The organism is Glutamicibacter uratoxydans (assembly GCF_006539925.1).
GTDB lineage: Bacteria > Actinomycetota > Actinomycetes > Actinomycetales > Micrococcaceae > Glutamicibacter > Glutamicibacter uratoxydans.
The window spans coordinates 1-25,779 of sequence record NZ_BJNY01000030.1; the positions used below are offsets into that span (position 1 = coordinate 1).

General features: G+C 46.9%; 16 protein-coding genes and 4 pseudogenes. 3 read left to right on the forward strand and 17 right to left on the reverse strand.

The window, feature by feature from the left end; translation table 11 throughout:
* Positions 1-763: 763 nt before the first annotated feature.
* The 4 genes from AUR04nite_RS17065 to AUR04nite_RS17080 all read right to left on the reverse strand — a co-directional run bounded on the left by AUR04nite_RS17065 (position 764) and on the right by AUR04nite_RS17080 (position 5,434).
* Entirely contained in the window at positions 764-2,071 is a 1,308-nt protein-coding gene (locus tag AUR04nite_RS17065) for an oligosaccharide flippase family protein (RefSeq protein ID WP_141367386.1), read from the reverse strand.
* Between the two features lie 92 nt (positions 2,072-2,163).
* Positions 2,164-3,087, reverse strand: coding sequence for a glycosyltransferase family 2 protein (locus AUR04nite_RS17070; RefSeq protein WP_141367388.1), 924 nt, complete (start codon positions 3,085-3,087; stop codon positions 2,164-2,166).
* Between the two features lie 4 nt (positions 3,088-3,091).
* Positions 3,092-4,354: a hypothetical protein gene (locus AUR04nite_RS17075; protein ID WP_141367390.1), complete on the reverse strand. Its 1,263-nt coding sequence runs from the start codon at positions 4,352-4,354 to the stop codon at positions 3,092-3,094.
* 813 nt (positions 4,355-5,167) lie between these two features.
* The gene (locus AUR04nite_RS17080; protein WP_141367393.1) at positions 5,168-5,434 is read right to left on the reverse strand and encodes a hypothetical protein; all 267 of its coding nucleotides are present in this window, start codon (positions 5,432-5,434) and stop codon (positions 5,168-5,170) included.
* A 312-nt stretch (positions 5,435-5,746) separates the two neighbouring features.
* On the opposite strand from AUR04nite_RS17080, the pseudogene AUR04nite_RS17085 reads away from it, so the two are divergent.
* Positions 5,747-6,554: pseudogene (locus tag AUR04nite_RS17085) on the forward strand (DDE-type integrase/transposase/recombinase); the annotation flags it as partial.
* A gap of 152 nt (positions 6,555-6,706) precedes the next feature.
* Here the strand turns inward: AUR04nite_RS17085 and AUR04nite_RS17090 are convergent.
* Both AUR04nite_RS17090 and istA read right to left on the reverse strand, forming a co-directional pair.
* Positions 6,707-7,453: pseudogene (locus tag AUR04nite_RS17090) on the reverse strand (ATP-binding protein).
* Positions 7,450-9,012, reverse strand: a pseudogene (gene istA / locus AUR04nite_RS17095) (IS21 family transposase). The pseudogenes AUR04nite_RS17090 and istA overlap by 4 nt, the downstream one beginning before the upstream one ends.
* Before the next feature lie 133 nt (positions 9,013-9,145).
* Between istA and AUR04nite_RS17100 the strand changes: the two are divergent.
* A complete protein-coding gene (locus AUR04nite_RS17100) occupies positions 9,146-9,799 on the forward strand; it encodes an integrase core domain-containing protein (RefSeq protein ID WP_141367395.1) in 654 nt (217 codons plus the stop codon).
* Between the two features lie 739 nt (positions 9,800-10,538).
* Here the strand turns inward: AUR04nite_RS17100 and AUR04nite_RS17105 are convergent.
* From AUR04nite_RS17105 to AUR04nite_RS17115, 3 genes are all read right to left on the reverse strand, one after another.
* Complete coding sequence (locus AUR04nite_RS17105) at positions 10,539-11,549, reverse strand: stealth family protein (protein WP_141367397.1); 1,011 nt, start codon at positions 11,547-11,549, stop codon at positions 10,539-10,541.
* A 150-nt stretch (positions 11,550-11,699) separates the two neighbouring features.
* Complete coding sequence (locus AUR04nite_RS17110) at positions 11,700-12,851, reverse strand: glycosyltransferase (protein WP_141367400.1); 1,152 nt, start codon at positions 12,849-12,851, stop codon at positions 11,700-11,702.
* Positions 12,832-14,034 (reverse strand): glycosyltransferase family 4 protein, encoded by a 1,203-nt coding sequence (locus tag AUR04nite_RS17115; protein WP_141367402.1) that lies wholly within the window; start codon positions 14,032-14,034, stop codon positions 12,832-12,834. Before AUR04nite_RS17115 ends, AUR04nite_RS17110 begins: the two co-directional genes overlap by 20 nt.
* A 534-nt stretch (positions 14,035-14,568) precedes the next feature.
* Between AUR04nite_RS17115 and AUR04nite_RS17120 the strand changes: the two are divergent.
* Positions 14,569-15,927 (forward strand): annotated as a pseudogene (locus AUR04nite_RS17120) (DDE-type integrase/transposase/recombinase).
* A gap of 422 nt (positions 15,928-16,349) precedes the next feature.
* On the opposite strand, the gene AUR04nite_RS17125 reads toward AUR04nite_RS17120, so the two are convergent.
* The 8 genes from AUR04nite_RS17125 to AUR04nite_RS18560 form a co-directional block, all read right to left on the reverse strand.
* Positions 16,350-16,922, reverse strand: coding sequence for an arsenate reductase/protein-tyrosine-phosphatase family protein (locus tag AUR04nite_RS17125; protein ID WP_141367405.1), 573 nt, complete (start codon positions 16,920-16,922; stop codon positions 16,350-16,352).
* A complete protein-coding gene (locus AUR04nite_RS17130) occupies positions 16,919-18,490 on the reverse strand; it encodes a polysaccharide biosynthesis tyrosine autokinase (protein ID WP_141367407.1) in 1,572 nt (523 codons plus the stop codon). The genes AUR04nite_RS17125 and AUR04nite_RS17130 overlap by 4 nt, the downstream gene beginning before the upstream one ends.
* 144 nt (positions 18,491-18,634) lie before the next feature.
* Positions 18,635-19,747 (reverse strand): glycosyltransferase, encoded by a 1,113-nt coding sequence (locus AUR04nite_RS17135; protein WP_141367410.1) that lies wholly within the window; start codon positions 19,745-19,747, stop codon positions 18,635-18,637.
* A gap of 41 nt (positions 19,748-19,788) precedes the next feature.
* Positions 19,789-20,928, reverse strand: a complete 1,140-nt coding sequence (locus AUR04nite_RS17140) for a nucleotidyltransferase family protein (RefSeq protein ID WP_141367412.1) — start codon at positions 20,926-20,928, stop codon at positions 19,789-19,791.
* A 94-nt stretch (positions 20,929-21,022) separates the two neighbouring features.
* Complete coding sequence (locus AUR04nite_RS17145; protein WP_141367415.1) at positions 21,023-22,189, reverse strand: nucleotide sugar dehydrogenase; 1,167 nt, start codon at positions 22,187-22,189, stop codon at positions 21,023-21,025.
* A 198-nt stretch (positions 22,190-22,387) separates the two neighbouring features.
* Complete coding sequence (gene lepB, locus AUR04nite_RS17150; protein WP_281285138.1) at positions 22,388-23,101, reverse strand: signal peptidase I; 714 nt, start codon at positions 23,099-23,101, stop codon at positions 22,388-22,390.
* 8 nt (positions 23,102-23,109) lie between these two features.
* Complete coding sequence (locus AUR04nite_RS17155; protein WP_141367419.1) at positions 23,110-24,240, reverse strand: ATP-binding protein; 1,131 nt, start codon at positions 24,238-24,240, stop codon at positions 23,110-23,112.
* Between the two features lie 749 nt (positions 24,241-24,989).
* Positions 24,990-25,196, reverse strand: coding sequence for an ATP-binding protein (locus tag AUR04nite_RS18560; RefSeq protein ID WP_407646717.1), 207 nt, complete (start codon positions 25,194-25,196; stop codon positions 24,990-24,992).
* Between the last annotated feature and the right edge of the window lie 583 nt (positions 25,197-25,779).

Here is a 25,779-nt window from a genome sequence, read left to right on the forward strand (position 1 = left end):
GCCGCCGGCGGGGATGACACCGTAAAAACGCGAAAAAATATCTTCACTCACGCTTCCAAGGGTAATTCAAGAATCTATGTTCAGCCCCTCATATTAACAAAAGCGAGCTCAAATTGCTGAGAGAATCTTGAGCAACGGACGTTAGGTATTTTTGAAGGGAACGCTTACGGTCAACTAAAAATCCCCTCCTCAGTCATTCGAATAGTCAGTTTCAAAACAGGTAATCATAACTAATTCTGCGGCTCGTCCAAAGAGTCGAAAACTATCGGATACAGAAGAGCGCATAATTGATTGATTGTCGCCGCTACTAGACCTAGCAACAATATACAATAGAAGCATTTGCCATTTTTTAGATGCGGCAATTTTCGAGGCAAAATTGATACTAAACCTAAATTGATACACTTCACCAAAATTAGATATGATAAGTTGATCAAAAATTATACGCAAAAATATGACAAGCAATTATATTCTAGACATTCATAGAAAGCACAATTGAAAATGCCGCACTTGTGTTATTTGGAATCAAATTAACGTCGACGTCAAAGAACTATCGATATCTAGCACGATTAAACTGCCACCCTATGTATCTGCATTCAAATACAACTAGTAGCAGCAAGTGTCATCATGAGATGGAGATAGTGGATCCGGCTACTTTTTACCGGCTTTCACAAGCTTGCAAACAAAGGTGATTTTCTCTAAATTGAAAGGCACCAAACACGTAAAAAATATTTAATCTCACAATCAAATGAGATTTGAGAAATCCCTATTTTCCACGTCGAATAATAGATGAAGCAACAAACTTAACATCAGATATCTTCAGAACAATAAAATCACTTGGCTTAAGTCCAAAGTGAAGTTTTGCGAATATCAAAACTAAAGATGCAGTGACAAAACTTGAAATCACCGAGGCATAAGCAGCTCCGAATGCACCGAACATCGGAACCAGGACTAAGAGTCCAACTAGATTTGCGATTACACCACCCAGAATGGACAGGCTCCTCAAAATTGGCTTACCACGCGCCGAGAGCCCCGCAGCAAGAACAGATCCAGGATTACCCAATACTGCGCCCGCGAGCAATACAGCAACCACCCATACAGACTCGCTAAACTCGAGGCCGAAGAATAACGGGATCAGCCAAATGGAAGCAATGCCAATTATCAATGCAGCAGCAGCTGTGATTAATGTCGATGCCCTTGAAGCCCGCGCAAGCATAACATCATCGTTTCGCGCCGACTGCATCGAAAAGACGACATCTCTCACGGCCATATTGAAGACCCTTACCGACTCAGCAACACTCACAGCAACTGCATAAATTCCAAGTTCGGAAGCGCTCGAGAGCGGAAGGACCAACAGCATATCAAGCTTTGAAAGAATGGTTCCAGCCGCTACACCCAGCCAAACTCCTACTCCGAATCCGAGAACAGTACGGACGGATGCTTCGTCATGAATAGTGCTAAATTGGGGATACTTACTCACGCTTCTATTGCGATGGAAAACTGTACTCAAGTAAACGATCCCACCAACAGTTCCAGAAAAGGCCGTAATAATACAAGCCGTAAACGGAGTTAATTGACTGCTCAAAGTCAGCGCGATGATTGACAGCAGTCGGAAAGCAGCTGACACTACTTGTTCTACCGCTACAAGTCTCCATAGTTGTTCGCCTCGGGCAAACCCTCTTAATGCGGAAACGACCAAAGTGGGTATCAAAGCCATCCCACTAATCAAAATAAGTTGAGTCAGATCACGATTTCCCTGACTAACCAAATCAGCGGTCAATAATATTATGAGCGAACCTATCACACCAAATATCGCACATAAAAGGCTGCCGATTGAAAGGAATTTTCGTGAAATACTAGGATTCTTTGCGGCAAAATGATTAACAGCCTCTGGTACGCCAAAACTAAATCCAGAAGCAGCGAGGAACAACGGTGCAGTCGCAGCAGCAAGCTCGCCTCGACCCACGACACCCAGTTCACGAGCCAATATTGGAGCAGTCACTAACGCAACTATAGGCGAAACCGAATTACCCAATGAAACTAGGGCAATACTTCTTGAACCATTTCCGCGCATTAAATTTTTCCTATGAAATTCTCTTATGGCTTATAATATTCATTCCTCAAACAAAACTGAGCGAATACTCGTCGTCAAGAAGTAATTGAATATTATTTTCTCGAATACTCTTCAAACCGGAAAATTCCGATTCCTTGCAAAAACATACCAACGCCTCGTAGGAACGTTGCATAGCTTTCAGCAACCCGTTGCTTACGCAAGGTTATATCCAAAGGTAACAACAGTAAGCCTTTCAGCGCGCGCAAAATACCTCCTGCAATCAACTTAGATCGAGGCTCACTTCTTAATCGAATCCTAGCGTGAACAGCCCCAACTCTAAGTCCTCTCTTGGTTAGCCATGACATGCTTGCTCTGTTTTCTGGAACAAATTCAAAAACAACGGCCCGGCGCGTGTAGTAAATTTTCACTCCACGATCAGATAATCTCGCAAAGAAATCAGAATCACTCCCCCCGGTGAAAGAGAAATCATCATCAAATTGAATACTTCCAGCTAATCTCCATTGGTTCACCTTTAAAAGAGTATTGTGCGTCGCCGTACTCCTAGGATGGGCACCTTCGGCCAACATTACACGTTGGTGAAATCCATATCGCTTGATCCACATAGGCGTCTCATCTGTATATACGGTTCTCACTGGACCGACGACTACGCCTTCGTTAGTTTCATTCCCAACAGCAATGATCTGGTTATGCCAATCAGTAGATACCCACTCGTCATCGTCTAGGAAAATCAAATAATCGTAATTTCCCTCCTCAGCTATTCGAAGGCCTTGATTCCGAGTAGCAGCTATGCCAGGGAGCGGTTCATGTACATATTGACATATTGGACCAAGACTATGAACAAAGGACATTGCATCCGCATCAGGCGAATTATCGACAACCAGAAGCTGGCAAGAACCACAATTCAGTTGAGGCGCCACTGAATCTACTAGTCTTTTCAAATCCGAGGTACGTTTATATGTTGAGACACTAATTAAGGTCTTCTTGTGCGCGAATAAATCTTGAATTTCTAACCTCATTTATTTATAATTTTGGACTAAGAACGAGATCGTCTTCGGTAATACTCGATGTTTTTGAAGTAGTTTTCACGGCAACGGCAAGACCCGCAAGTACAAATATAATTGGACCAACTAGACTCTGAACATTAATTGAACTGAATGTAACGGTACAAGCCACAGCTGCTAAAAAGGCCGGCAAAGCACCTCTAGATCGAACATAATCACGCCCTCGGCGCAACAGTAGCAACACGAATCCGAAGATTAACATTAAAGTTACGATGAGACCAAAGTCTAAGGACAACTGAATAAGTGAGCTTTCGAAGCTGCTCCTGAGTGACTCTTGTTTCGCAATCTCATAACTGTACCCCATACCCTTCCCTATCGATATGTGTTCCGCCCAATGGGAGAAATACCAATCATAAGCTTGATCCCTCAACTGGGACGACCTGTCCGACAGGCCATACCTAGAGAACACCGAGAATTGTGAGATATTAGTGATGATCCAAAAAAGTACCGCGAAGATTCCAATGGAAAAGAATAGTCTCGAAGTGAATGATGCTTTCGCAATAGCGACGAGATAAACGATTCCGGCAGCAGCAATGAGCAGTGAGACCCGTGTTTCGGTAAGTAGTACTCCATACAACAATAGGGGGGCAGTCAGAATTCGGGCTAGCGTCGAAGATAGGCTACCTAACAATGGAATCGTTGCCGCCAGGAGTAGGCCCGCTACTAAAGGGTGAGCTGTTGTCCCGAATGGTCGGTCAAAAATATTGCTTACATACCATTCGAACTGCTGCTCATTCGCTGAGCGGTAAAAAAGGAATCTACTAAGGGTCGACTCCGCGATAATTGCAATTGCTTGAAGAGAACTAAATAGAATTATCCAGATTTGAATCTTCAAAGCTGCAGTTACGTCTTTACATCTCGCCCGAAGCGTCAAAAATAAAGCTGCAGTTGGCCCCAATATTTGATTAAAGAAAAGATCAATTCTTGAATTTCCGGCGAGGGTGATAATCATCATTATCAAGACTACGCAGACAAGCTGGGCAACTCTTGGGCTGGTTTTCTTGTTATCATCCAATCTCTTCTTCTCAAAGAAAATTATAAATAATAAAGGGGCGAGGACTAACCATGTTTGAGGTAGCACATGGAAAGGAGGGGTAAGCGACACGTAGTATGAATAGGCGGAGAATGGAAAAAAAATCCAAGTTCCGATATAAAGAACGATCAGTGAATGCGCGGATCGTCTATACAACAAAAGTGAAATAAAAATTGCTGCCAGGTTCACTGACCATACCATTATGATTACTGTTTTTCCTTTATTCTCGATGTTGAAGTTGCTATATAATTATGACAACAATTCCGCCAAGTTCACATCGTGGTTCCTTTGAAAAATTTTTTATTGACTAGAAGACTCTTCTGCTTATCGCAGCCCTTACTTCGAATAATTCAATATTAATATAATTAACATTCCCCTTAGGGCTTTCAAAATTCAGATACAGTGAAACAACAACCTTCTGAACGAGGCGTCTCAAGCAACCAACAGTTCTAATTAAGAGCGGTGATTTGATATTCGACAATTTCTCGTGGGTTCGAAAACGGTCTGCTATGAAACCACTCAAGACGATTAGATCGAAACTTCATTGCCCCTTTCTGTTGTTCAATTCTAGCCTGTTTTCCCTAATCTTCGGGGTGTATTCTTCGGAGTCACACTACAGATGGTGATAGCTCAGCCGTGCAATCAAACAAGTTCACACATCTGATTGGCTCTTGACCTGATAATATTAAATCGTCAAACAGTATTCTCTAAAGTGCAAGAAGTGTTTCCGTGGAAGTCCGGGCGCAACAAAAACATACTAGTGTATCAATCGACTACAGCAATACCTTGCTGCGTCATGTCAATACGTCTGGGAACACTGATACGTTGTCTCAGATGAAAACCTCCGCGAAATAGATGGTTCGTTGCACTACCTTCCTCACCCGCAGAGCCGAGGACCCAGATCTGTTACGTGCCACGGCTAGTGACCCCTTTTTTTTCAAATCACCAATCACCTCAGCGAAATCATCCGGAATAAACGCGACAAAGGTAGTCTTATCCCCATTATGTCGGTTCGATCAAGCTGGCCAGAATCATGGCTTCGACTGCGTCATCAGCAACGATGGTGAATCCGAGCCAGCCGTAGTCGGCTTCGATGATCTCCCAGAAAATCGTTGTGGGAGAGGCGATCACTTTGCCGGTCCTACTGATGCTTCTGGACTGATTGACCAGAGTTTGTCTTATGGTTTCTAAGTCTTGCCAATCAACAACATCACTGATTTTCATCGAGGTTTGCTCGGTATCGCCGAAGCCGAAGGACCTGCTGCCCAAGGGGTAGTTGATCTTCTGCTTTGGACAAGAGGACAGCGAGTTCAGCTATCTTATGTGTGCTGAACCAATGTGTTCAACGCCGATCACGGTTGCCTAATAGGGTGAAACGGTAACTCCATCCCAGTGAGACGTGGTGTGAAATCTCGCTAGTTCGTGGACACTGAAAACTCATGGCTGTCGTGGACAACGGATATCAATACTTTGTAGGTCCCGTCTCATCGCTTTGTGGACACACGAACTCATCAATTCGTGGACACATTGCCTCAACAGTTCGTGGACAAAACAAGACCACTTTCTGGCACTGTCGAAAACATGTCAAGTGCCCTGCCACCCCGCGTGCGATCCATGATCATCAATTTCGACCCTTCACAACCAGATGCCCTGAGCATCAGCGAATTCTGCAAAACTCAGAAGATCTCACGAAGCATTTTCTACCGACTGCGGAACAGAGCAACCAACGAATCTGCTGCAACTCTTCATCCGCAATCCAGAGCACCAAGAGAACCAGCCAGGAAATACGGCCCAGAAGTAATCAACGAGCTGGTAAAGATCCGCCAGAAACTCAAAAAGGATGGTCGGGACTACGGCCCCAAAACCATTCATTACGAAGCAACGATTAACGAAGACACTTTCCCCCGGCGGCAGAATTCCGTCAGTCGCCACGATAGGTCGCTTGCTGGCCGGCGTCGGCCACGTGGACCGCAGCCCACGCAAGCGACCGAAATCTTCCTACGTTCCCTTTGCAAGGTCAACGGCCATGGCTCTGTGGCAACTTGATGCTTTTGAATACCGCACCGCCAAAAATCAGCTCATCACCATTTACCAACTCATCGATGATGCCAGCAGATTCGATGTTGGCTCCCGAGCTTTCCAACGCCACGAAAACAGCCAGGACGCCCAAGAAGTACTCGCGCGCGCCATCACGGAATACGGTGCACCCCAAGAAGTCCTCTGCGATAATTCCAAAGCGTTCAACCAATTACGTAGCGGGACGTTCGGTTCAGTTCGGTCGAAATCTTCCTCGCATCCAAGGGAAGCATGCCGATCACAGGACGACCTACTACTCAAGGGAAAAACGAACGATCACACCGTACATTACAACGCTTCTTAACCGCGAATGAATATTTGACTCGTTCAGAGCCACCGATATTCCGCAGGAGAGCCACTCGTTATTCCGGTTCAGAGCCACCGAATATTTTGGTTCAGAGCCACCCCCGATTTTCAACTCAAGGGTGGCTCCAAACAGCTCACCAGCATTCTGCGGGAACCAGCTTATTGTTCAGCCTGCGCTATCGATTCACGCATGTTGAACCCTCCGGTTTCCACCCAGATCGTGTGGTGAACTATCCGGTCCTTGATTGCATCGGCCAACGCACCAGCCCCCAACCGGGCATGCCAGTCTGACTGCTTGTACTGGGTGCAGAAGATCGTTGTCGAAGCATCGTAGCGTCGCTCCATCAGCTCGAAAATGAACTTCAAGAACCCGCCGGCCGGAGGATCCAGCAGCCACTCATCAAGTACCAAGACGCTGTAATTCGAGTATTTACTCAGCAGCTTCAGCTGGCCAAGCTGTTTGGCAGTGGCTTGTTGCCATTCCTCTTCCAGATCAGGCAACCTCACATAGCCAGTCCGATAGCTATGCACGCAGGCCTGCTTGGCAACAGCGCACGCTAGGTACGATTTTCCTGACCCGGTGAAGCCTTAGAAGACCAGATTCCTGTTCAGCTCAATGAAATGACAAGTCGCTAACTGAGCGAGCAAGGACTGGTTCAGGCCCCGTTCTTCGATCCGGTCCACTCGGCGCAGGTCAGCAGCGGGATACCTCAGCTTTGCACGGCGGATCAGACCGTTGGCCTTGGCATTGACGAATAATCCGTGGGCTTGGTCTACGGCCATCTCGATGCGCTGTTCAACGCTCAGGGACATGCTGAGCACATCGTCTTGGGCTTCGAAGGCCGTGAGCAGGTCGCCGGCGGCCATTTCGCGCAGTTTGCGCTTGGTCTCTGTATTCAGATTCATGAGTTCTTCCTCGCGTAGTAGTCGCTGCCACGCACATATCCACTGCTTTCTTCTGAAACTGGCGCGAGGGCGGTATCTTTCCAATGCTCGTCTTGCCGATTGAGCAAGATCGGATGCAGATGCGCGTAGCGCGGGGACTTGATCCTGGATTGCAAAGCGACGAAGCAGGCGTTTTCCAAACGCTGTGCACCGTATTTCGAGGACAAGCGCAGCACCGCCAGCGCAGGGTTGATCCCTTGCTCGGGCACCGGGGCAGAAATGAAGATCTTGTCGATGACTTCCACTGTGTTCGGGCCGATGCAGTGCGCCCAGCCACGTAACCGATTGGCGTCCCATGCCCGGTATTTACGCTCGGGTGGGATATCGGCGTCGTTGGTCTGGTACTGGTTAACCATGGTGGATGGGAAGATCGGGTGGCTGCTCAGGCGTTGCGACTGCAGATATACTTCCAGCACTGTGGAGGTGATGCGCAGGTCAACGGTCGCGCCGACATGCTTGAGCGGGACGGAGTAGAAGCTCTTCTTCCACGTCACGTAGCTGTTCTTGGCGACTTTGCGACCGGTGGCCCAGGTGCTGATCTCGTACGGGACTGCTGGCAGATCCCGTAGCAGGGGCTGCTCTTCTTCGGTGAATACGCTCTGGCGGGAACCGGCACGCTTTTGGAAGGGCTAGGCGTTGCATGCGGCGGCCTGACGATAAACCGCGGCTCATAACTCGCCGAGGGTGGTGAACTTTTCCTGGCGCAGAGAGGCGATCACCCAGGTCGCTACATGCCCCACGGTGTTTTCCACGCTGGACTTGTCTTTGGGTTTGCGTACGCATCCTGGCAGGATTGCCGAGCTGTAATGCTCAGCGAGGTGCAGGTAGGTGTCGTTGAGGATGATTTCACCGTCGGTGGGGTGCTTGATGACTCCGGTTTTTAGGTTGTCGCACACGATCCTCGGGACGCTGCCGCCCAAGGCGGTGAACATCGCTGCATGACAGTGCAGCCAGGAATCTTGCCGCATATCGGTGCAGGGTTCCACGAATGCGTACCGGCTGAACGGAAGACAGGCGACGAACAAGTAGACGGTGGATTGTCGGCCGGTGACTGGGTCGTGCAAGGCCATGGTCGGACCTGACCAGTCAACTTCGACGCTGACTCCAGCTTTGTGTTCGACCCTCGAAGAAGCACCGTGTTCAAGCACGTAGCGTTGATAGGACTTACAGAACCGGTCATAGCCGATGAACGCGGCACCGGTGGTTTTGGATTTGTCGGCGTATCCGGCGTGCAGGAGCTTGAGGTTCGTGCCGACTTTGGCCAATTCTTTGTGGACGGTGGGCCAGTCTGGTTGGGTGAACACGGTCTCGTGTTCGCTGCGGCCAGGAAATAGCAGCTGGTAGACCTGTTCATCGTTCAGGTCTTTGAGCTCATCCCACGTGCGAGATAGAGCGTCTGCGGCGGTGATGACTTCGGCAATGCTGTTGTGGGAAATGCCTTGGGTGGACGCGATGGCGCGTCCGGAGAAACCCTCGGCGCGAAGCTGGAGTATTCGCTTCGCTTTGATCTTTCGTACCATTGGAAATGGCTCCTTCCACCACACAGGCTGATGCATGGTGGGAGGAGTTTATACAGGGTGGCTCTGACAGAGAATATTGCTGTTTACGAGTGGTGGCTCTGAATCGCAATTTTGGTGGCTCTGAACGAGTCAAATATTCACCGCGAACAAGCCACAGGACCTAGCCGACGTGCAGCGGCTGCTGAAACGGTATCGAGAACACTACAACAAACGGCGACCGCATCAATCCTTGAGCCAAGCCACTCCACATTCTGCTTGGGACCAGCTAGAGCATACACCGGCGACTGAATCGATCCACTTATCAGTATTGGAGGCAAAAGCTGCCGAATATCTCAGTAAGCGTCGATTGGCCCAGTCCACGCTCAGTAGGTTGGATGTGGTGGTGTCAAAGACGGGTGAAACCATGAAAAGCACTCATGATGCATCGGCTCCAGTGCCCCTGCTGGAATCAAACCAGATACTCGTAGAAGTGACGAAGGAAAATCGGAGCACATTCTTTCAGGGGTTTCATATTTCGTTGCCCACATCGTTCGCTCGCCGCCAGTTCATCAGGACGATTACAGACAAAGAATTTTTGTTATCTGACCCTGAGACGAGCGAAGTTGTCATGTCATTCCCATTACCGATGGTGGCGCTCAAAGTTGAGGGGAAAATCGTTTCCTCTTATGCAATCAGAGGCATTCAGATGACGCTCATGACTCGACAATGGGAGAAGAAGGCTGAGCAGTACCGTGCCATCATTCAGGCGAGGGAAGAGCAATCACCGACTATCTTCGAACACAACTAATTTGCAGGCAATTACCAACCAATCAGCCAGGTTGGTAACTGAATACAAAGTATTGATATCCGCTGTCCACGAAGTCGTGAGTTTCAGTGTCCACGAAGTCACGAGATTTCACACCTTGTTGGAAGAACAGGAGTACCTTTGAGCGATATTCTGCTCACGGTACGTCCGGTGCCGGTTCACGATTTGCACTGGGACCACACATGAATTGGTGCGGACCTTCCGGATGAATGTCATGACCTCGGTTCTAGCCTACGGTGAGCATGTGAATTAGTGTCCTTTTCGACCGATCAAACGGGTAAACAGACAGGGCAATTAATATTGGCTTTACTCAATCACTAACCCAAGCACGAAACAGGTCAGGCAACGTATCGGAGTTCCCGAAGGTACTGACAACATTCAACAGGGATCGACCCAGCCACCGTTCAGGTGGCTACCCGGCTGCTGGATCAGCAGAAGATCGAAGTGCAAAGCTACCGCGATTACATGGACATCCTGGACTTGGGCAACGGCTTGAACCGGAGCGTGCTGGAGCGGTACTGCCAGGATGTCTGGCAAGAACCCGCGTACCAGCATCAGCTAGACCTGGATCAAACATCGGTTCACCGTGCTATGTGCCGAGGCCGCCAAGTACGCCCCACAATTGAAACCCGACCGCTTCAACAATCGCGCCCGCCTGGTGGGTCCGCGCATGAGGAACTTGGCTGTCAATCTCGTTGTCTTCTTCCTCGACGTCACATTTTCAATTGCTAGTCTCAAATGAAGAGGCGTTCGGAAAACGCTTCAGAAAAGCTTCCTCTATTTGATCAGACAACGATTCGTAGTCCTCCACTTCACCGTCATTTATACAAATAACCCGCTCTTTACCCTCTCGAATAGTTTGCGTCAAATCGTTTACGCTCGTTTTATCAGTTTGAAAGTATCTGCCGTAGCTAGATGGTTGTACGGTGGTAAACACACCGGAACAAAGTTGCCAATAATAGAACAGAAATGGATTAATATCATGAAACTGTCGAAATTTAGATTCCGAAGTCAGCTTCAGCTCGTCTGAGGCAAAATTCCAGACAGTTGAGTATGTAGATTTCAGCAGTGCCAACGGTAGGTGATGGTTATGAAACCCTGTAAATCGATGCCATGGGAGTAGTGCGATATTCTGAATGAAATGATGGCCCAGTCGGAGACTAAACCAATCAAATAGCCTCCGCTTAATAACAATTCTTTTATTAAAATTCTCGTTGATAACACGAATATTATTCAACATGGCATGCGATATATTGTCTCCAACAGATAAGGCATTCATTACTGGAATCGCTGCTGGACGACCTTTAGGGAAGAAATGATTTCTATCAATCTGATTAAGAACATACATATCATCGTTGAAGTATACAAATTTTTCACTAAGGTCAGGGATTCTATGTAAATATATCTCAATCACGCGAGAATTAAAGGTTGGCAGATACTCGCCAGGAATAAACTGTTCATGATGGACTACGACAAGCTTCGGGTGCTGCGATTTGAGCCAAGAGGGCAGCGGGTTAACGGTAACTAAGAAAATCTTGCGAACCCATTCACAGTTTTCTTCTATTGCCCTAAACCAATAACGAAGTGCGCCCCAATCTCGAAAGCGAGATTCCGAAGCACCTTCCCTCGTTGTTCGCCGATCACCCAAATATGCGTTCTTCATTTCACGCCATTCTAAGTCGTCATCATCGACCCACGTAACAACGAAATCGATTGGTTCAAAAGTCGTCATTTCAATCCTTTTATAATCGAACTATGAAATTCCAGAAAATAATGTGAATGTATCATTTGAATGGTAGTTCATTAGCTAATGATAAAATCTAAAGAGTCGGGGCGACTGTTTGAGTAACAACAATAACTAAAGCATAATAACAATTAGACTCTAAATCTTTTCTCTAAGAATTTGTCGATACAGGTCATTGACTAATTCATCTCTTCTGTCTGGACTGAACTTTTCAACTAGATTTTCAGCAGCGTTTATACCCATATTCATACGGGTTATTGAATCTTCAAGAAGACCCGCAAGATGGTCTGCGAGAACATCGAACCGTCCTTCGTCTGCAAGCAACCCAGTGACCTTATTGAGAACTATTTCTGATACAGCTCCACTGTCATAAGATACTACAGGTAGTTGCGCAAGTGCTGCTTCAGCAAAAACAATCCCAAAAGACTCAGTGGCACCATCGGGCGTTACTTTTGAAGGGTTTAGCAAGACAGCGGAATGAAGCATCAGTTCTCGAATCTCTTCCCTACTACACACACCTCGAAACTCGACATTTATCGCTAATTCGCTAGCGAGAGTCTTCAAAGTCTTCATCAGCATTCCATCACCAGCTAAAATGAGAGGATGTTCTTTCTGCAATTCAGCTGGCAGCAAAGCGTATGAACGCAAGGCATCTTCACCACCTTTTACTGGAACTAAACGTCCGACAAATAAAACACCTCTACGGAGATCTACGCTTGGTGACTCGCAGGTTTCTGAAACCAAGTTGAAATGAGGCGGAATCACTTTGATCTTCTCAGGAGCTCCACCCAGCTGCTCAATTCTTTGCGCTAGAAAGTGAGAGTTTGCCACGAGACCATCTGCGTACTTAAAAAGACCTTTTAGGCGCCGTCGATACAACTTTCCTTGGAAAGTATCACGATTTGGCAAGACGTTTATATCGACCCCGTGAAATGACACCACGAGAGGTATATTAAGCATTCTAGCCAAGGGTAGAATCTTTACTGCACCTGACCCAAAGTGTGCATGTATTAGCGCCGGTTTTACTTCCTTAAGCCAGTTATAAATTTTGAAATCGAATCGCAATATATCAAATATTCTTTGTCGAAGTCTCGTGACATTATCGAATAGGAGCACATCTTCTTGCGTCGTAAGAGGAGACTCAACTCTGGTTAACCCCACAAGCAGTGGGTTCCATCGGCTTTTCACGAGGGACTCATAATGGCTCCGAATAAAAGTTTCTGATTCAGGAAGTATTCGTTCACGAAATATTAAAATGTTTTCCACGTTTTTAACCGTTAGCAGTTTCATTCCGTATTCCTTCAGCAGCCGTTAAATACGTATCATGAAGGTCATCCTTGAATTTAGACCACTCAAATATATCTCTGTCTATTAAATTATTCATCCCTTGTTTCGAATTCAATACCTGAATCGCAGTTTCGACTTGATTGTGATCATTAATTCTAACGGCACAGCTTGCAGTCGTAAGCTGACTGAGTTCTTTCATACCACCTATCTCCGAGGTCAGAGTAGGAATTCCCAAAAGTGCGGCTTCGATTAGGACTAAGGGCGCGTTCTCAAACCATAGTGAGGGTAAAACCAAAATATTCATCTGTTTAAGATAAAGAGGAACTTCGGAAGCTGCTACATACCCATGAAATTTGACTTGTACTTCAGAGCGAAGTCCTTGATCGCGGATTGATGCAAGTATTTTTGATTCTCCAGAACCAACTATATGAAGAATAATATTTCTCTTGATACTGGTATTGCCAAGTACCTCAATGAACTCTTGTACACCTTTTTCTGAAGATACACGCCCTAAAAAGCAGAGATTTATTTTGGAGTTATCAACTGAAACTTTTTTCGGATTAGTGTTCTCAATTTCACTACTGCAAGTAATTGGGTTTCTAACTACTTTAATTGGTATCTCAGGGCATCGAATACTAATTATTCGAGCAAGAAAATTGCTGGGCGACACTACCATGTCTATTACTTTTCTGAGATCGAGAATTTTATACGCAATAAAATACTGGGATAGCTTCATCGTAGAATGGACCCACGTCCGGTTATCCCATCGGCGAAAGAGATTGAGTCGCCTTTCAGTGGGTTCTAGATTATGCCGTTCGCCATTTCGAAAGTATTGGAATCCTGAGTTAGGCGAGACAATATGATAATCATGAGCGGTAAATATTACACTCACTTTCGGAGAATCTTTCTTGTTCTTGTATAAAGATATCGCCCACAATGCGCTAGGGGACAAGGAGTGGTAATAGTTCTGAATGTGTATAATATCGGGCCGAAATCTATTTAGTTCACGATATAGCCGTCTCGCTGTTCCGAATGAAAAAACATATGAGAACGGGTTCTTAGCCGGCACTCCAGTAAATACATGTGTCGTGTCACCGTTCTCGATGGAAGCTTTGATCGTTGCTCTAAAAACTGACTCTGCCCCGCCTCCTTCAAATGCATCTGCCACATGTAGTACTTTTGACATACTTCCTCTTTTTTATACTAGTTGGAATATTGCCGAGACGTAACAAGCGAACCCCCGGCTGGCTTAGCTCCTGGAAATCGCTCTCTGCCTCCTATATTATCTCAGCTGATTCATAAACAATGTGTCTAATGAGTACGGTATTAACTTCTGCGATTGCGCCCGTTCCTGCTTCGATAGCTTCTTTCTAGTTTGAATTGTTTAGTTTCCCAAGTCATCCGTTGGAAACCGAGGAAGGGTAGATACTTCAGACTGTCGAATGAGAAGTAGGTTTTTCAACACCCTTGCCGTTTCAAAGTAGTTGAAACACAACTATTTCTCAGCAGGGCGCGTCGTCCGAGTCTATGATGACAACTGAAGATTGAGTCTGGTATTTTCCATTTTCACTAGCCATAGCGTTAGATATTCAGTGTTAATTGTTATGTCTCAGGACATAGGTGACAGTTATGCATCAAGACATCGGTGACAAACCAGCATGTTGTGGTGGTGACACTTTTGGTTAGTTAATCCAGTCGTGGTCAACTGCAATGGGAAGTTGTGAAATCCAATGAACCCATAGACCCTCGCCTGCGCCTGGAGATCGCTCAGTGGCCAGAAGATGCCCCGCGCGGCGCGGTCAGCACCTTTTGCCTGACCAATGAAATCAGCCGTAAAACGTTCTACAAGATCAGAGCCATCGCCCGCAAGCAAGGACAAGCTGCCGCCCTTGAACCACGCTCCCGCCGCCCGCAACACTCCCCGCGCCAGCTCGACGAGCAGATCAAGGATGAAGCGGTGAAAGTCCGTGCCGCGTTGGAAGCCTCGGGACTGGACCACGGACCGATCAGCGTGCACGACAAGATGAAGTCCATGGGACTGGATGCGCCGTCGACTGCCGCCCTGTCGCGGATCTTCCGCGAGCGGGACGTAGCCCGCGCTGAACCACGCAAGAAGCCCCGCGCCGCCTGGCGCCGGTTCGTCTATCCCGCCCCGAATGCCTGCTGGCAGCTGGACGTCACCGAATACGTGCTGACCGGAGGACGTAAATGCGTGATCTTCCAGCTCCAAGATGACCATTCACGTCTGGCCGTTGCCTCTCTGGTCTCCTCCAGCGAGACGAGTGAAGCGGCCGTGGCGGTAGCGAAGAAGGGCATCGCAGCGCGCGGTGTTCCCCAGCGTCTGCTCACTGATAACGGCCGTGCACTGAACCCTTCACGGCTGGGCCACCATAGCCAGCTGTTCATCTTCATGAGCTCATTAGGGGTGGAAATGATCACCGGCAAACCTTACAAACCAACCACCCAAGGTAAGAACGAACGGTTTCACCAGACCTTGTTCCGCTACCTGGACAAGCAGCCGATCGCCAGTACCATGGACTAACTGCAACGGTTTGTCGACGCGTTTGACGAGATCTATAACCAGAAGAGCCCCCATCAGGGGTTACCGGGCAGAATCACCCCACAGCAGGCCTGGGACGCCACCGAGCCAGCCCTGCCGCCGCGCAGGCCACGCGTTGAACCGATGGAGCCAGCGATGGCGCTTCAGGCAGAAACTGACCCGTTGCGGCCCAGAGATCCTGCGTCGTCTCAGATCGATGCCCTCCCGCAGACCCCAGACGGGCAACAACAACCTTCAGCAGCGGTATCACCGGTTTCATCAAAGCTCACCGGCAGCCTACAAAGCGCAGAGCCTGCCGGGAGGAGTCGGCTAAAGGTGTATTCCAACGGAAGGGTGCAGTTCAACAAGGTGATGTATTCGCTGACCACCCGCATGGCTACCCGGACCGTGGTCATTCAATGGAGCCCGGAAGAGATCTTCTTCGCGACCTCGGACGGTGAGGTGTTTGCGGTGTTCGACTGGCCGCAGCCAGGGGTCAAGCACGTGGGCATGAAGTCGGCCAAGCACGTATTTGGTTGAGAAGTATTGAATCCAACACGTCGGTGACAGCGGGCAGATACCGGAGTCCTGATGCGGGAATGTCACCGATGTGTTGATTCAAGAAGTGTTACCGAAGGCTTGATGCAGAATTGTCACCTATGTCCTGAGGCATCACATTCGATGAAGTAGACGAATCTCTTCCCACTTTGCCATATTAATCACGTGTTCAGAATGACTGATAAATGGTCCGGTGGGTTCAACTTTCAAGGGTCCGTATTCAGCAAGCGTCGACTGGAAGACTAAGCAGGACCAAGGAGCCCAATATTGTCAGAAATAGATGAGTTTACGAAAATTATGTTTCGGGACTGGATCGTACGTTGTCCCGAAAAACTAATTTACCGCCCAAAATAACGTAATTCTTCTAGTCAAGGAGGCCTATCTCTAACCGAAGCTGATTTTTTTCACTTGATCTTCGCTACATACAAAAGCTGAGACGAAATAACATCAACAAGTTCGCTAATTTGATTTGCTACGTTCTCATGAACTCTAGGTCTAGCCCCGATCGGATCCGTGATGTCGTCTGAGCTCCCTAGAATAACTTGAGCGCGATGAAGTGCTGAACGTGTGACCAACTCATCGACAGAATAACAAGATCCTTGCAATTTCAATGATAGTTTCGCAAATTCAGACAAAGTAAATGTTCTGTGCATGGCTAAAGGGTACTTTTGAATAAGTTCATCCCTCTGGGCCCGAGTCATCGTTAGTAAAAGATTCGCTGCTTTAGGGTAATCCACTGTTATTTGCTTCGCTACAAGACCCTCTGGATCACCGCCGTGTAAAATCAACTGATGAGCTGCATCACGATCCATAGGTGCCCCCACTACGGCATGAAGTCCAGCACTAGTCACTTCAAAACGATGATCATCAGCCAAACGAACTCTAAGTAAGGATTCAGCTAAAGGCGATCGACAGATGTTACCGGTACAAACGGTAACGATCGTGAAGAGGGGATCGTAATTGGTTTTATGCCTCACGAATCAGAAACTCTTCTACCACGCCGAACTTGTGGAATCTCCAGATAGTCTGAAGTCTCCGAGTTGGTAGTTTCTGCTAATCCTTCAACATTGCTCTGATGCTTCTGTAAAATATTGTCGAAATCATCTATTGGAATAGCACCTGTTGTGGTTTCGGGTTCTTGTATCTGACCATAGTACGAACGGTAACGGTAACCATAGCCATCGCTTATTTGTCCCTTGCCACTAACTCCATTAATTATGATACCTAGAATACAACCGTTGACTTTCGTTACATTTTCGAGTGCCGCTTTGAGTTCATCATAAGTAGTTCTATTGGCACGCGTCACGATGAGTGCGCCATCGGTTCGAGCCGTGAGAATCGCTGCATCAGTTACCGGTAGAAGCGGTGGTGCATCTATGAGCACGATGGCATGTTCTGCGAGATCGTCAATAATATCGTGAAGAGCCTTGGATGCTAGCAGTTCACTCGGATTTGGCGGAATCTTCCCAGCACCGAGAACGAATAATTTACCGGAATTTCCATGTGCTTGAAGAACATCAGTAAGACGCGCTCTACCTATGAGCACGTCTGTGAGACCGACGCCTTCTAGCAAACCAAAAGTCTTTGCCACCATCGGACGACGGAGGTCACCATCAATTACAACAACATTCTGCCCAGATGCGGCTATGGTACTAGCTAAGTTTGCAATAAGAGTGGATTTACCTTCCGAAGGAAGCGCGCTCGTAATAACAATCTTTCGAGGAGGGTTGTCGATACTCATAAACTGGAGGTTAGTTCGCAGCTCACGCAGTGCCTCTGCTATCGCATATTCTTCTCGTCCCTTCTCGCTTCTGTCATTACCACCTGTACTTTCGAGCATGCGATGTTCGGAAGTAAATCCATTGTGAAAAGGTATAGTTCCGATTACCGACATGTTGGTTTCGCGTTCAACCTCTTCAATAGAATGAACTCGACGATCGAAAATATTCCGGAGTAGCGCATATCCAATTGCAATAGCTGCTCCGATGAGCAAACCAATTAGCAGAGACAACTTCTTGTTGGGGGATATAGGTTCCTGTGGAAGTAAGGCAGAGTCCAACGACCTAAAGGAGACAATCGAAGCGCCTTCATCCTTGGCAGAAACATCTGCATTTTCAATTTCAGAAACCTGCTGGCCAATTGCATCTATCCATGCCGCAGCTAGGTCACGGGAACCTTCTGCTGAGTCAGCTTCCGCGGTGACCTTCATTGTTGCTGTATCGATTGGGTTAGTGACTGTAATCTGACGGAGCAGACTGTCAGCTGGAACGTCGATTCCAAGTTGTTCAGCGGCTAAATTTGCAACAGTAGTAGACTTGGCAATGTCTAGATAAGATTTGATGCGAGACTTCGCATAGCTTTCACCTATAGTTGCCTTGCTGATGTCACTATTCACACCCGTAGTCAATAAGCCGCTAGCGGATGCCGCATATACTTTGGGCTGAGCGAACGCCCAGCCTACTCCAACTAGCCCGCCGACTACCGTGATAGCGACTACAGCGATCCAATGAGCACGAAAAATTCGCCAGTAGTCTTTCAACTCCACGAGCGTAGTCCCTTTCGGTTTTCTGCCAAAGAGCAGAAGAGCATTCTATCATCTAGCAACATTTTAGCTTAGTTGACTGGATATAATGAAACATTAAGCTGAAGAAGCAAGAGATACTATCAATTACGCCCAACAGGTAGGCACTCAAGAAATAGATGATCTCACCCAAATATCGAGCTCAGATTGAAATCGCTCTGCTGAAAATCTTGTCGCTGATTCTTTAATAACTTTCGCGTCCAATTTCAAAACGCTGTCGACAGCATTGCAAATTTCCTTATCATCACGCCAGTCATGAATATGAGCTCCATTAATTCCATTTATTACCGTTTCAGTTGTCCCCCCGTAATTACTCACAATAACTGGCGTCCCGGAAGCAAGAGCTTCGACAGGCATTATCCCAAAATCTTCAATCGCAGGAAAGACCAATACGGAAGCAGCTCGATACAAAGCGCGTAAAAGATTAGTCGAAGGCTCCTCAATCAATGTAAGTGCGATATTCATCTCGATTCCAAGATTCTTTAGGCGATTCAACTCCGGACCTCCCCCAGCCAGAACAACAGGAAGACCGCTAAGCGCACCGGCGCGTATCACAACATCCATCTTTTTGTACGGCACGAACCGCGATGCGCCCAAAATAAAAGCAGAAGGAAGGTTCAACAAAAACTCCTGTTCGCGAGGAGTCAAGACGTTCTCATTGAAATCTGAAATCTCTGAGACATCAACTGGAGGGTATATAACGCTTGATTCTAGACCCCAAGAGTTAGCAATTCGGTCCTTAATGAATTTACTGTTAGCAGCAATACCTGAAAGCGAAGAAGCACGGTATCGATCAAGTGGTCTTAAGGCTCCGGCTACCGTCTTGGCGATCATACTATTGCCGCGTTCGTCGAGCTCTGGAAGCCAAACGTAGCGTGCCGGAGTATGCACATAGGCAAGTCTTGGAATGTCGTGGTTAACGCCACTAAAGGTTGCATGATGAGCAAAAGCATGCGAGGAAATAAGCATCCAGTCATACTTCACATCGGTACGCATTCCTCGCCATGCCCATGGCATGAACGGTAGTGCTAAAGCTTTCCTCCCCCGGAGTGGCGTATGCGCGACTGGGGACTCGAACACGTTCCTGCCCTGATACCGACCAGGTGCGTCGTTCCATGCACACCACAAATCCGCGTCGGGATACAGATCCATCATGGAGTCCACGACCTTTTCGGCGCCACCAAATTCTTCGATCCATTCGTGAACAATAGCACCACTCATAATTAATCTACCCCAAGATAATCAGTCACAAAAAATTTTATTTACTTAATCGTTTTAAAGTTTGAAAATAATGGTTTGACTCCCCTGGCTAATCGTTTACACCATAAGGAGAACCAGTTTGATGCACTACCACCGGCAATTCGCTCGGATTCTAGGAGTATTGCACGAGACGGAAAGATAAATCGGAATAAAATTAATGGCCTCATTCTCAAAGGAACCATTCGAAGCGCATAGCAGTACGCAAATACCCTATTTTTCTTACCGCGCCAAACCCAATTATCTGGTAAAGCTTCAGGCTGAGAAAATTCGTGCTCCGGAAACGCCATACTCAATGGTTCATGTAGGACGGCGCTTGCACCTAGCTCCCGTGCCAGGCGGATCGTCTCAGCTCCAGCTGTCATCAGCGTATCACGGGCAACCAAGACTCTATCGGAGGTTCCGGTGGTACCGAAATTTGGCCGCAAGACATGCAACGATTGAATAATTGCATGGCATTCCATAGACGGAACTTCTACATCAACGGAGGCAAACTCATGTTTAGTCAAAGAGGTTGCGAATCGATCGAATGCTTCTTCGGAATCTAGAGCTACTCCAGGAAAATGTTCATGAATATCAAGCTCGCACCCCCATCTGTCTGGCGACAGGGTAGTAGAATGGTTAACCTTTGTGCCTTGCCAGATCCCTGGTTGAACTTTCCAACCCCAAGGTTCCATTAATTTCACCAAACACTCGAGTTGAGATGGTCTTACCCAAACGTCGACATCGCCCGAATGGAAACGAGTGCGCAATCCTTGACTGCGAAGAATCGGGCCCTTAACAAAAATGACATCAATTTTTGCATCACTCGCAATGCTTTGGACAAGCGCATAAACAAGTTCGTGGAGGGGCGAGCTCAACCAAGGAGTACATACGTCAACGATATGATTCGAATGTTTACCGGAACTCGTCGCGATTCCCACATGTTCAAAATCAAGAATCAGTTCTAGTTCCTCAGACGAAAGGTGTTCTTCTGATACCTGTCCTTCAAGGAGCCTTTGCCAAAGAACGGCAGGTGGTCCTACCAATCCAAGCGGCTCAGCAAGAGGGTAAATCGGTAAAACAATGAAGTCGACATGCGCGAATGGGCCATCCCACTCACGCATATCTAATGCACCAAAAGAAACTGCGTTCCAAGTTCTCATTTTTGTATCATTTTCACTATTGACAATTTTTTGTTACAAATCTGAGCGTTGGTCGATAATTAACTGCAAAATACGAATTCAACTGGCGCACTGCTTAATCTCTACCAAAAATATCTCTTGTGTAAATCTTCTCTTCAACATCGTCAAGTTCCATAGTAAAACGATTTGCAACGATGATATCGGCGCGATCTTTGAATTCACTCAAATCTGAAACTACTTCAGAATGATAAAACTCCGCGCTCGTTAAGGACGGCTCGTATACTATAACACTAATACCCTTAGCCTTGATCCTTTTCATAATACCCTGAACTGCAGACTCACGGAAATTATCGGAACCATTCTTCATAATCAATCGATAAATACCAACTACGGAAGGATTGGATTTGAGTATGTCTTCGGCGACAAAATCTTTCCTAGTTCGGTTAGCGTCCACGATCGCTGAAATGAGATTCTGAGGTACTTCAGCGTAATTCGCCAAAAGCTGTTTGGTGTCTTTTGGCAGGCAATAACCACCATACCCAAATGACGGATTATTGTAATGGGATCCAATTCTTGGATCCATCCCTACACCAGTAATGATCTGAGCAGAATCAAGATCACGTGATGCAGCATATGTATCAAGCTCGTTAAAATATGCCACTCGTAATGCTAAGTAGGTGTTGGAAAACAGCTTGATCGCTTCGGCTTCAGTTGGATCAGTAAGAAGAATCGGGACTTTAGATTCGAGGCTCCCCTCCAACAGCAGTTCAGCTAGTTCGGCTCCTTCTGCTCCTCGCTGTCCGACTACAATCCGCGACGGGTGAAGGTTATCGAATAGTGCGCGCCCTTCCCTAAGAAACTCAGGCGAGAAAATGATCGTAGTGGCCGGATAACGTTCTTGAATACTTTTGGTAAACCCGACTGGGACAGTAGATTTAATCACGATAGACGCTGCAGGATTCACAGAAATTGCTGTATCAATAACACTCTCTACAGTAGATGTATCGAAATGGTTCGTTTCTGTATCGTAATTGGTTGGAGTGGCGATAATAATATAACGTGCATCTAGGTATGAGGATTCCGAAACAACTTCAGCTGACAGATTAAGTTTTGCGTTGGCTAAATAGTCTGATAGTTCAGCATCGATGATGGGCGATTTCTTCTGGGAAATTAGTTGAATACGATTTTTGTCAATGTCAACCGCTACGACATTATGGTGGCGTGCTAGTATAACGGCATTTGAAAGCCCTACATATCCAGTGCCAACGACTACAATTTTCATTCAATTCTCCTATTGAAAACTCAAAGCTATTCATTTTGGTTACATCATTTGTGACGTCGAGACGATTATCAGTATAGTCCAACTTTTTAGTGCCGGACCCAACTTTCCCTGCGCGGCTAACAGACTGTTGAGATAAGCAAAGTTTCCATAGGAACGCTCTATGAGCCAAAATAGTGGAAAGCTACAAATTGCTATCTATCAATAAACCGTGCCTATGCGAGATGGAGGCCAGGCGCGAAATAATACAGGGCCAACGACATCCTCTCTAGCAACCTGCTTTGAACAATTTCCACTCGGCTTTTCGCCACGACAGGCATAAACAGAATCATTTGAGTCCGATCGATGATCACCGAGTACAAGATACTTTCCAGTTTGAACGACAATCGGAGGAAAGCAGCGTTTCGATCGAGGAGATGTTTCACAATCCAAAGATCCATATCGAAATGGGAAATCATCATACACATAGTTCTCATGAATCGGGTTTCCGTTCAGCATTAAAGTTCCTGTTGCGCTGCAGCAACTCACAGTGTCCCCCGGAACTCCAATAATTCTTTTGACCAGTGCATGATGATTCGTAGCGCCAAATCCGAGGATATCTCCGGCTGTACCTGCAATTCTTTTCAGTACGTTTCCTTCAGCGGACTGTCCCCAGTCAGGAGATGCGTTGAAAACAACAATCTGGCCGTGTATCGGATTCGATTGGCGATTCTGTAATCGATTAACATAGATTCGATCACCACTTTCCAAGGTCTTTTCCATAGAATTGCTTGGTATATCGTAGGGTTTTACCAAGAACCCGTGTACTCCCGAAACTAAAACCACTGCCAAGACCAAGTGGAAGACTATTGAAGATCTAATTCTTTGCCATAATCTATTTCGCGAAGGATCCGACCTATTCGTCTTTCTTTCCACTATTTCACCTATCTTAAATCATTAATATTATTGGAAATAATTCCAGCTTCGATAAGCTTATCTGAAGCTTTAATGATGGCTGATTTCGTATCCATGTGTGGCGCAGGTCCAAAAGATGCTTCTATTCGGTTTATCAGTTGCTGCCATGATTCTAGATTGCATGAAGATCGCCATAGTTGTGGACCGATGCCGTCGAGGAGTATCGCTTGTTTGTCTTTGGTAAAGACAACGGTACCGTCTGAACATTCAACAGCGTCAACAACGTTGAGAGGAATAAAAGCCGTATCCGTCCTTGGCATTCTATTCTCATCTGGCATTATGGATGTCCAACGTGGCACTTCGCGCGAGTCAAATATTTGTTCAACTACTCTGTGTATTCTTTCTGGAGTACCTACAGTCATCACTTTAAAACCGCCAACTTTTGAAGCAAGTGACGCGAGCTTTGCAAGTGGTCGATGAATTTCTCCCAGATAACTGGTTTGTTCGATAGCCATCATGAGCCCCTGTGCAAGGCCTATTGGCTCAAGCACCGTGTCCGATTCGATTGTGTCCGGTCGCTTTAGCAATGCTATTCCTGAAAGAATTAATGGAGCAGTAGGAAGTGGCAGGAGATGGAGCGTACTTGGAGCTACTTGCACCTTGAATTCATGACCATCGGTAATAATGGATAGTGGTTTTCGGTACGGTAAGACTTCTCCTTGAAAATTGACTGCAACAGTTTCATCTGAAACATAACCGTAATGTAAGCCAAGGTGACGCATCGTTGTCGTCTTACCGACCCCTGATGGCCCAATGATCATTGCAACTTTTCCATCGTCGCGAGCAATTCCACCTGCATGGAACATTAAGAGATCGCCAGAATGAGCTCGTAGAGCTGCAAGAGTGACTTCCGTGCTTAGAACCGACTGAATTCGCTCAAATTTCTTATCATCAACTACTCCTAGGTCGACTTCAAGTATCGTTTTCTTGTTTTGCCGTGGAGTAGGAGAGTCCGCCCAGACTTCAGTAAGCCGCTGCATTAACTGCTCAGCATAACCCGTTGCACTGGTATCCGGCACCGTGAGGCGAACAAGTACGGAAACCCCAAAAGCATGTATGATCTTTTCTGCTCGTAGGCAAGTAACTTTTGTTTTAATCACCGTTGACTCTCTTCACCCGTACTATTTTCGAGAATATGTTTCGCAACCCATAAACTTTAATATTAAGGAACCATAAAAATTCGACCAACATTGAAAGGAATACCGATATTTCAATACGTTCTCGTCGAAAGACGACTCATTGCCTACATTCTAGTCGATTGCCGCGACTATCACCGTAAATTTGGTTCGCTTAGGTAGGGATTGCTAGTCATAGCAGCGTTGGTCCCCTAAGTAGCATGCTGCGTCTGAATCACCGTAATCTCAATCAACGCCTAGACTGTTGTCATTCCACTGAATATGGCAGATGCTTCAACAAGATTCCTAGCTGCCCAATTGTCAGCTTAGGTGTCAGTGTCGAAATTCTTTCAGAGACCATTACAGCAAGTACCGATATTAGCTGTGTATGATTGCCATGGCATTCAGTCGGTTCTGACGCGACACTTCGTCTTTTTTCCTAGAATACTAGGCCGAATTCTCCAACACGACTACAAAGCTCTGTGCTTCGTCAAGTTTGAGGTAGGCCGTTAAAGCACCTAAAAGTAGGCCACTTCAGCACGGTTTTATGCCACTTCCGCTTACCGTTTCCAGGGCACTGAGCACCGATGGATTCACCCGAGGTAGCCAACACCATTAAACGGAACAGCGTCACTCACCAACGAAATAATGGGTCTGCTTATCATAACGTTCATCAACCCGGTACGGCTGACCACGGAACTGCAACAACCTCCCGTGACGCACGAGCTGCGCAATCACCGTGGCGGCCATATTTTCATCGCTGAATACCCTGGCCCCATTTTGAACTCCAAATTCGTGGTGAGCACCAAACTGCACCTCTCAGAACCAACAGCGGACACCTGAAACAGAAGCCGTGCTCCGTATTCGTCCATCGGCAGATACCCGAACTCGTCAGTGACCAGCAGATGACTATTCGCAATCAACGCCAGCTCCTTATCCAATTGGTTTTAGGATTTAGCCTTCCGCGAGGTCATGAACAACCCAGCAGTGGAGAAAAACATGAACGATATCCCACGCCGGCACGCATCAGCTAAAGCGGTCGATTAATGCGTTTTACCTGTCCCCTCGGAACCGAAAAGCATCAAGTCTTGTGCATGCTCTAAAAAAATCCACATCCGCCCGTTACTCATTCCAATGATCCGCAAGGTACATAGTCGTCGTGAGTTGCTTCTTCCAATGAATCCGTTCAGCGAACTTCGCCGATTGGAAGGTGAGCATTTCGTTGGGCTATTCCATAGAGAGGGCTGGAGGGATAGGAATCATGATGTTCCGGCGCAAGAAACCTATCTCGTTCTCAGCATTGACTTTCTCATGCCCTGACTCAGGATTGCAGAAGCGGGAGGCTGAGCGGTAGTGGTACTTGAACGCTTCGAAAAATTTTTGTTTCGTTGATCTATTTGCTCACTCTGCGGCCCACGCCGATGGCATTATCGAAGATCACCATGGTAGGTGCTCCGCCGACCCGCTCGTGAATCGAATCGGTGGCGTCATTTGATGACCTTTGAGGCGGTGGTGCCGAGGTGG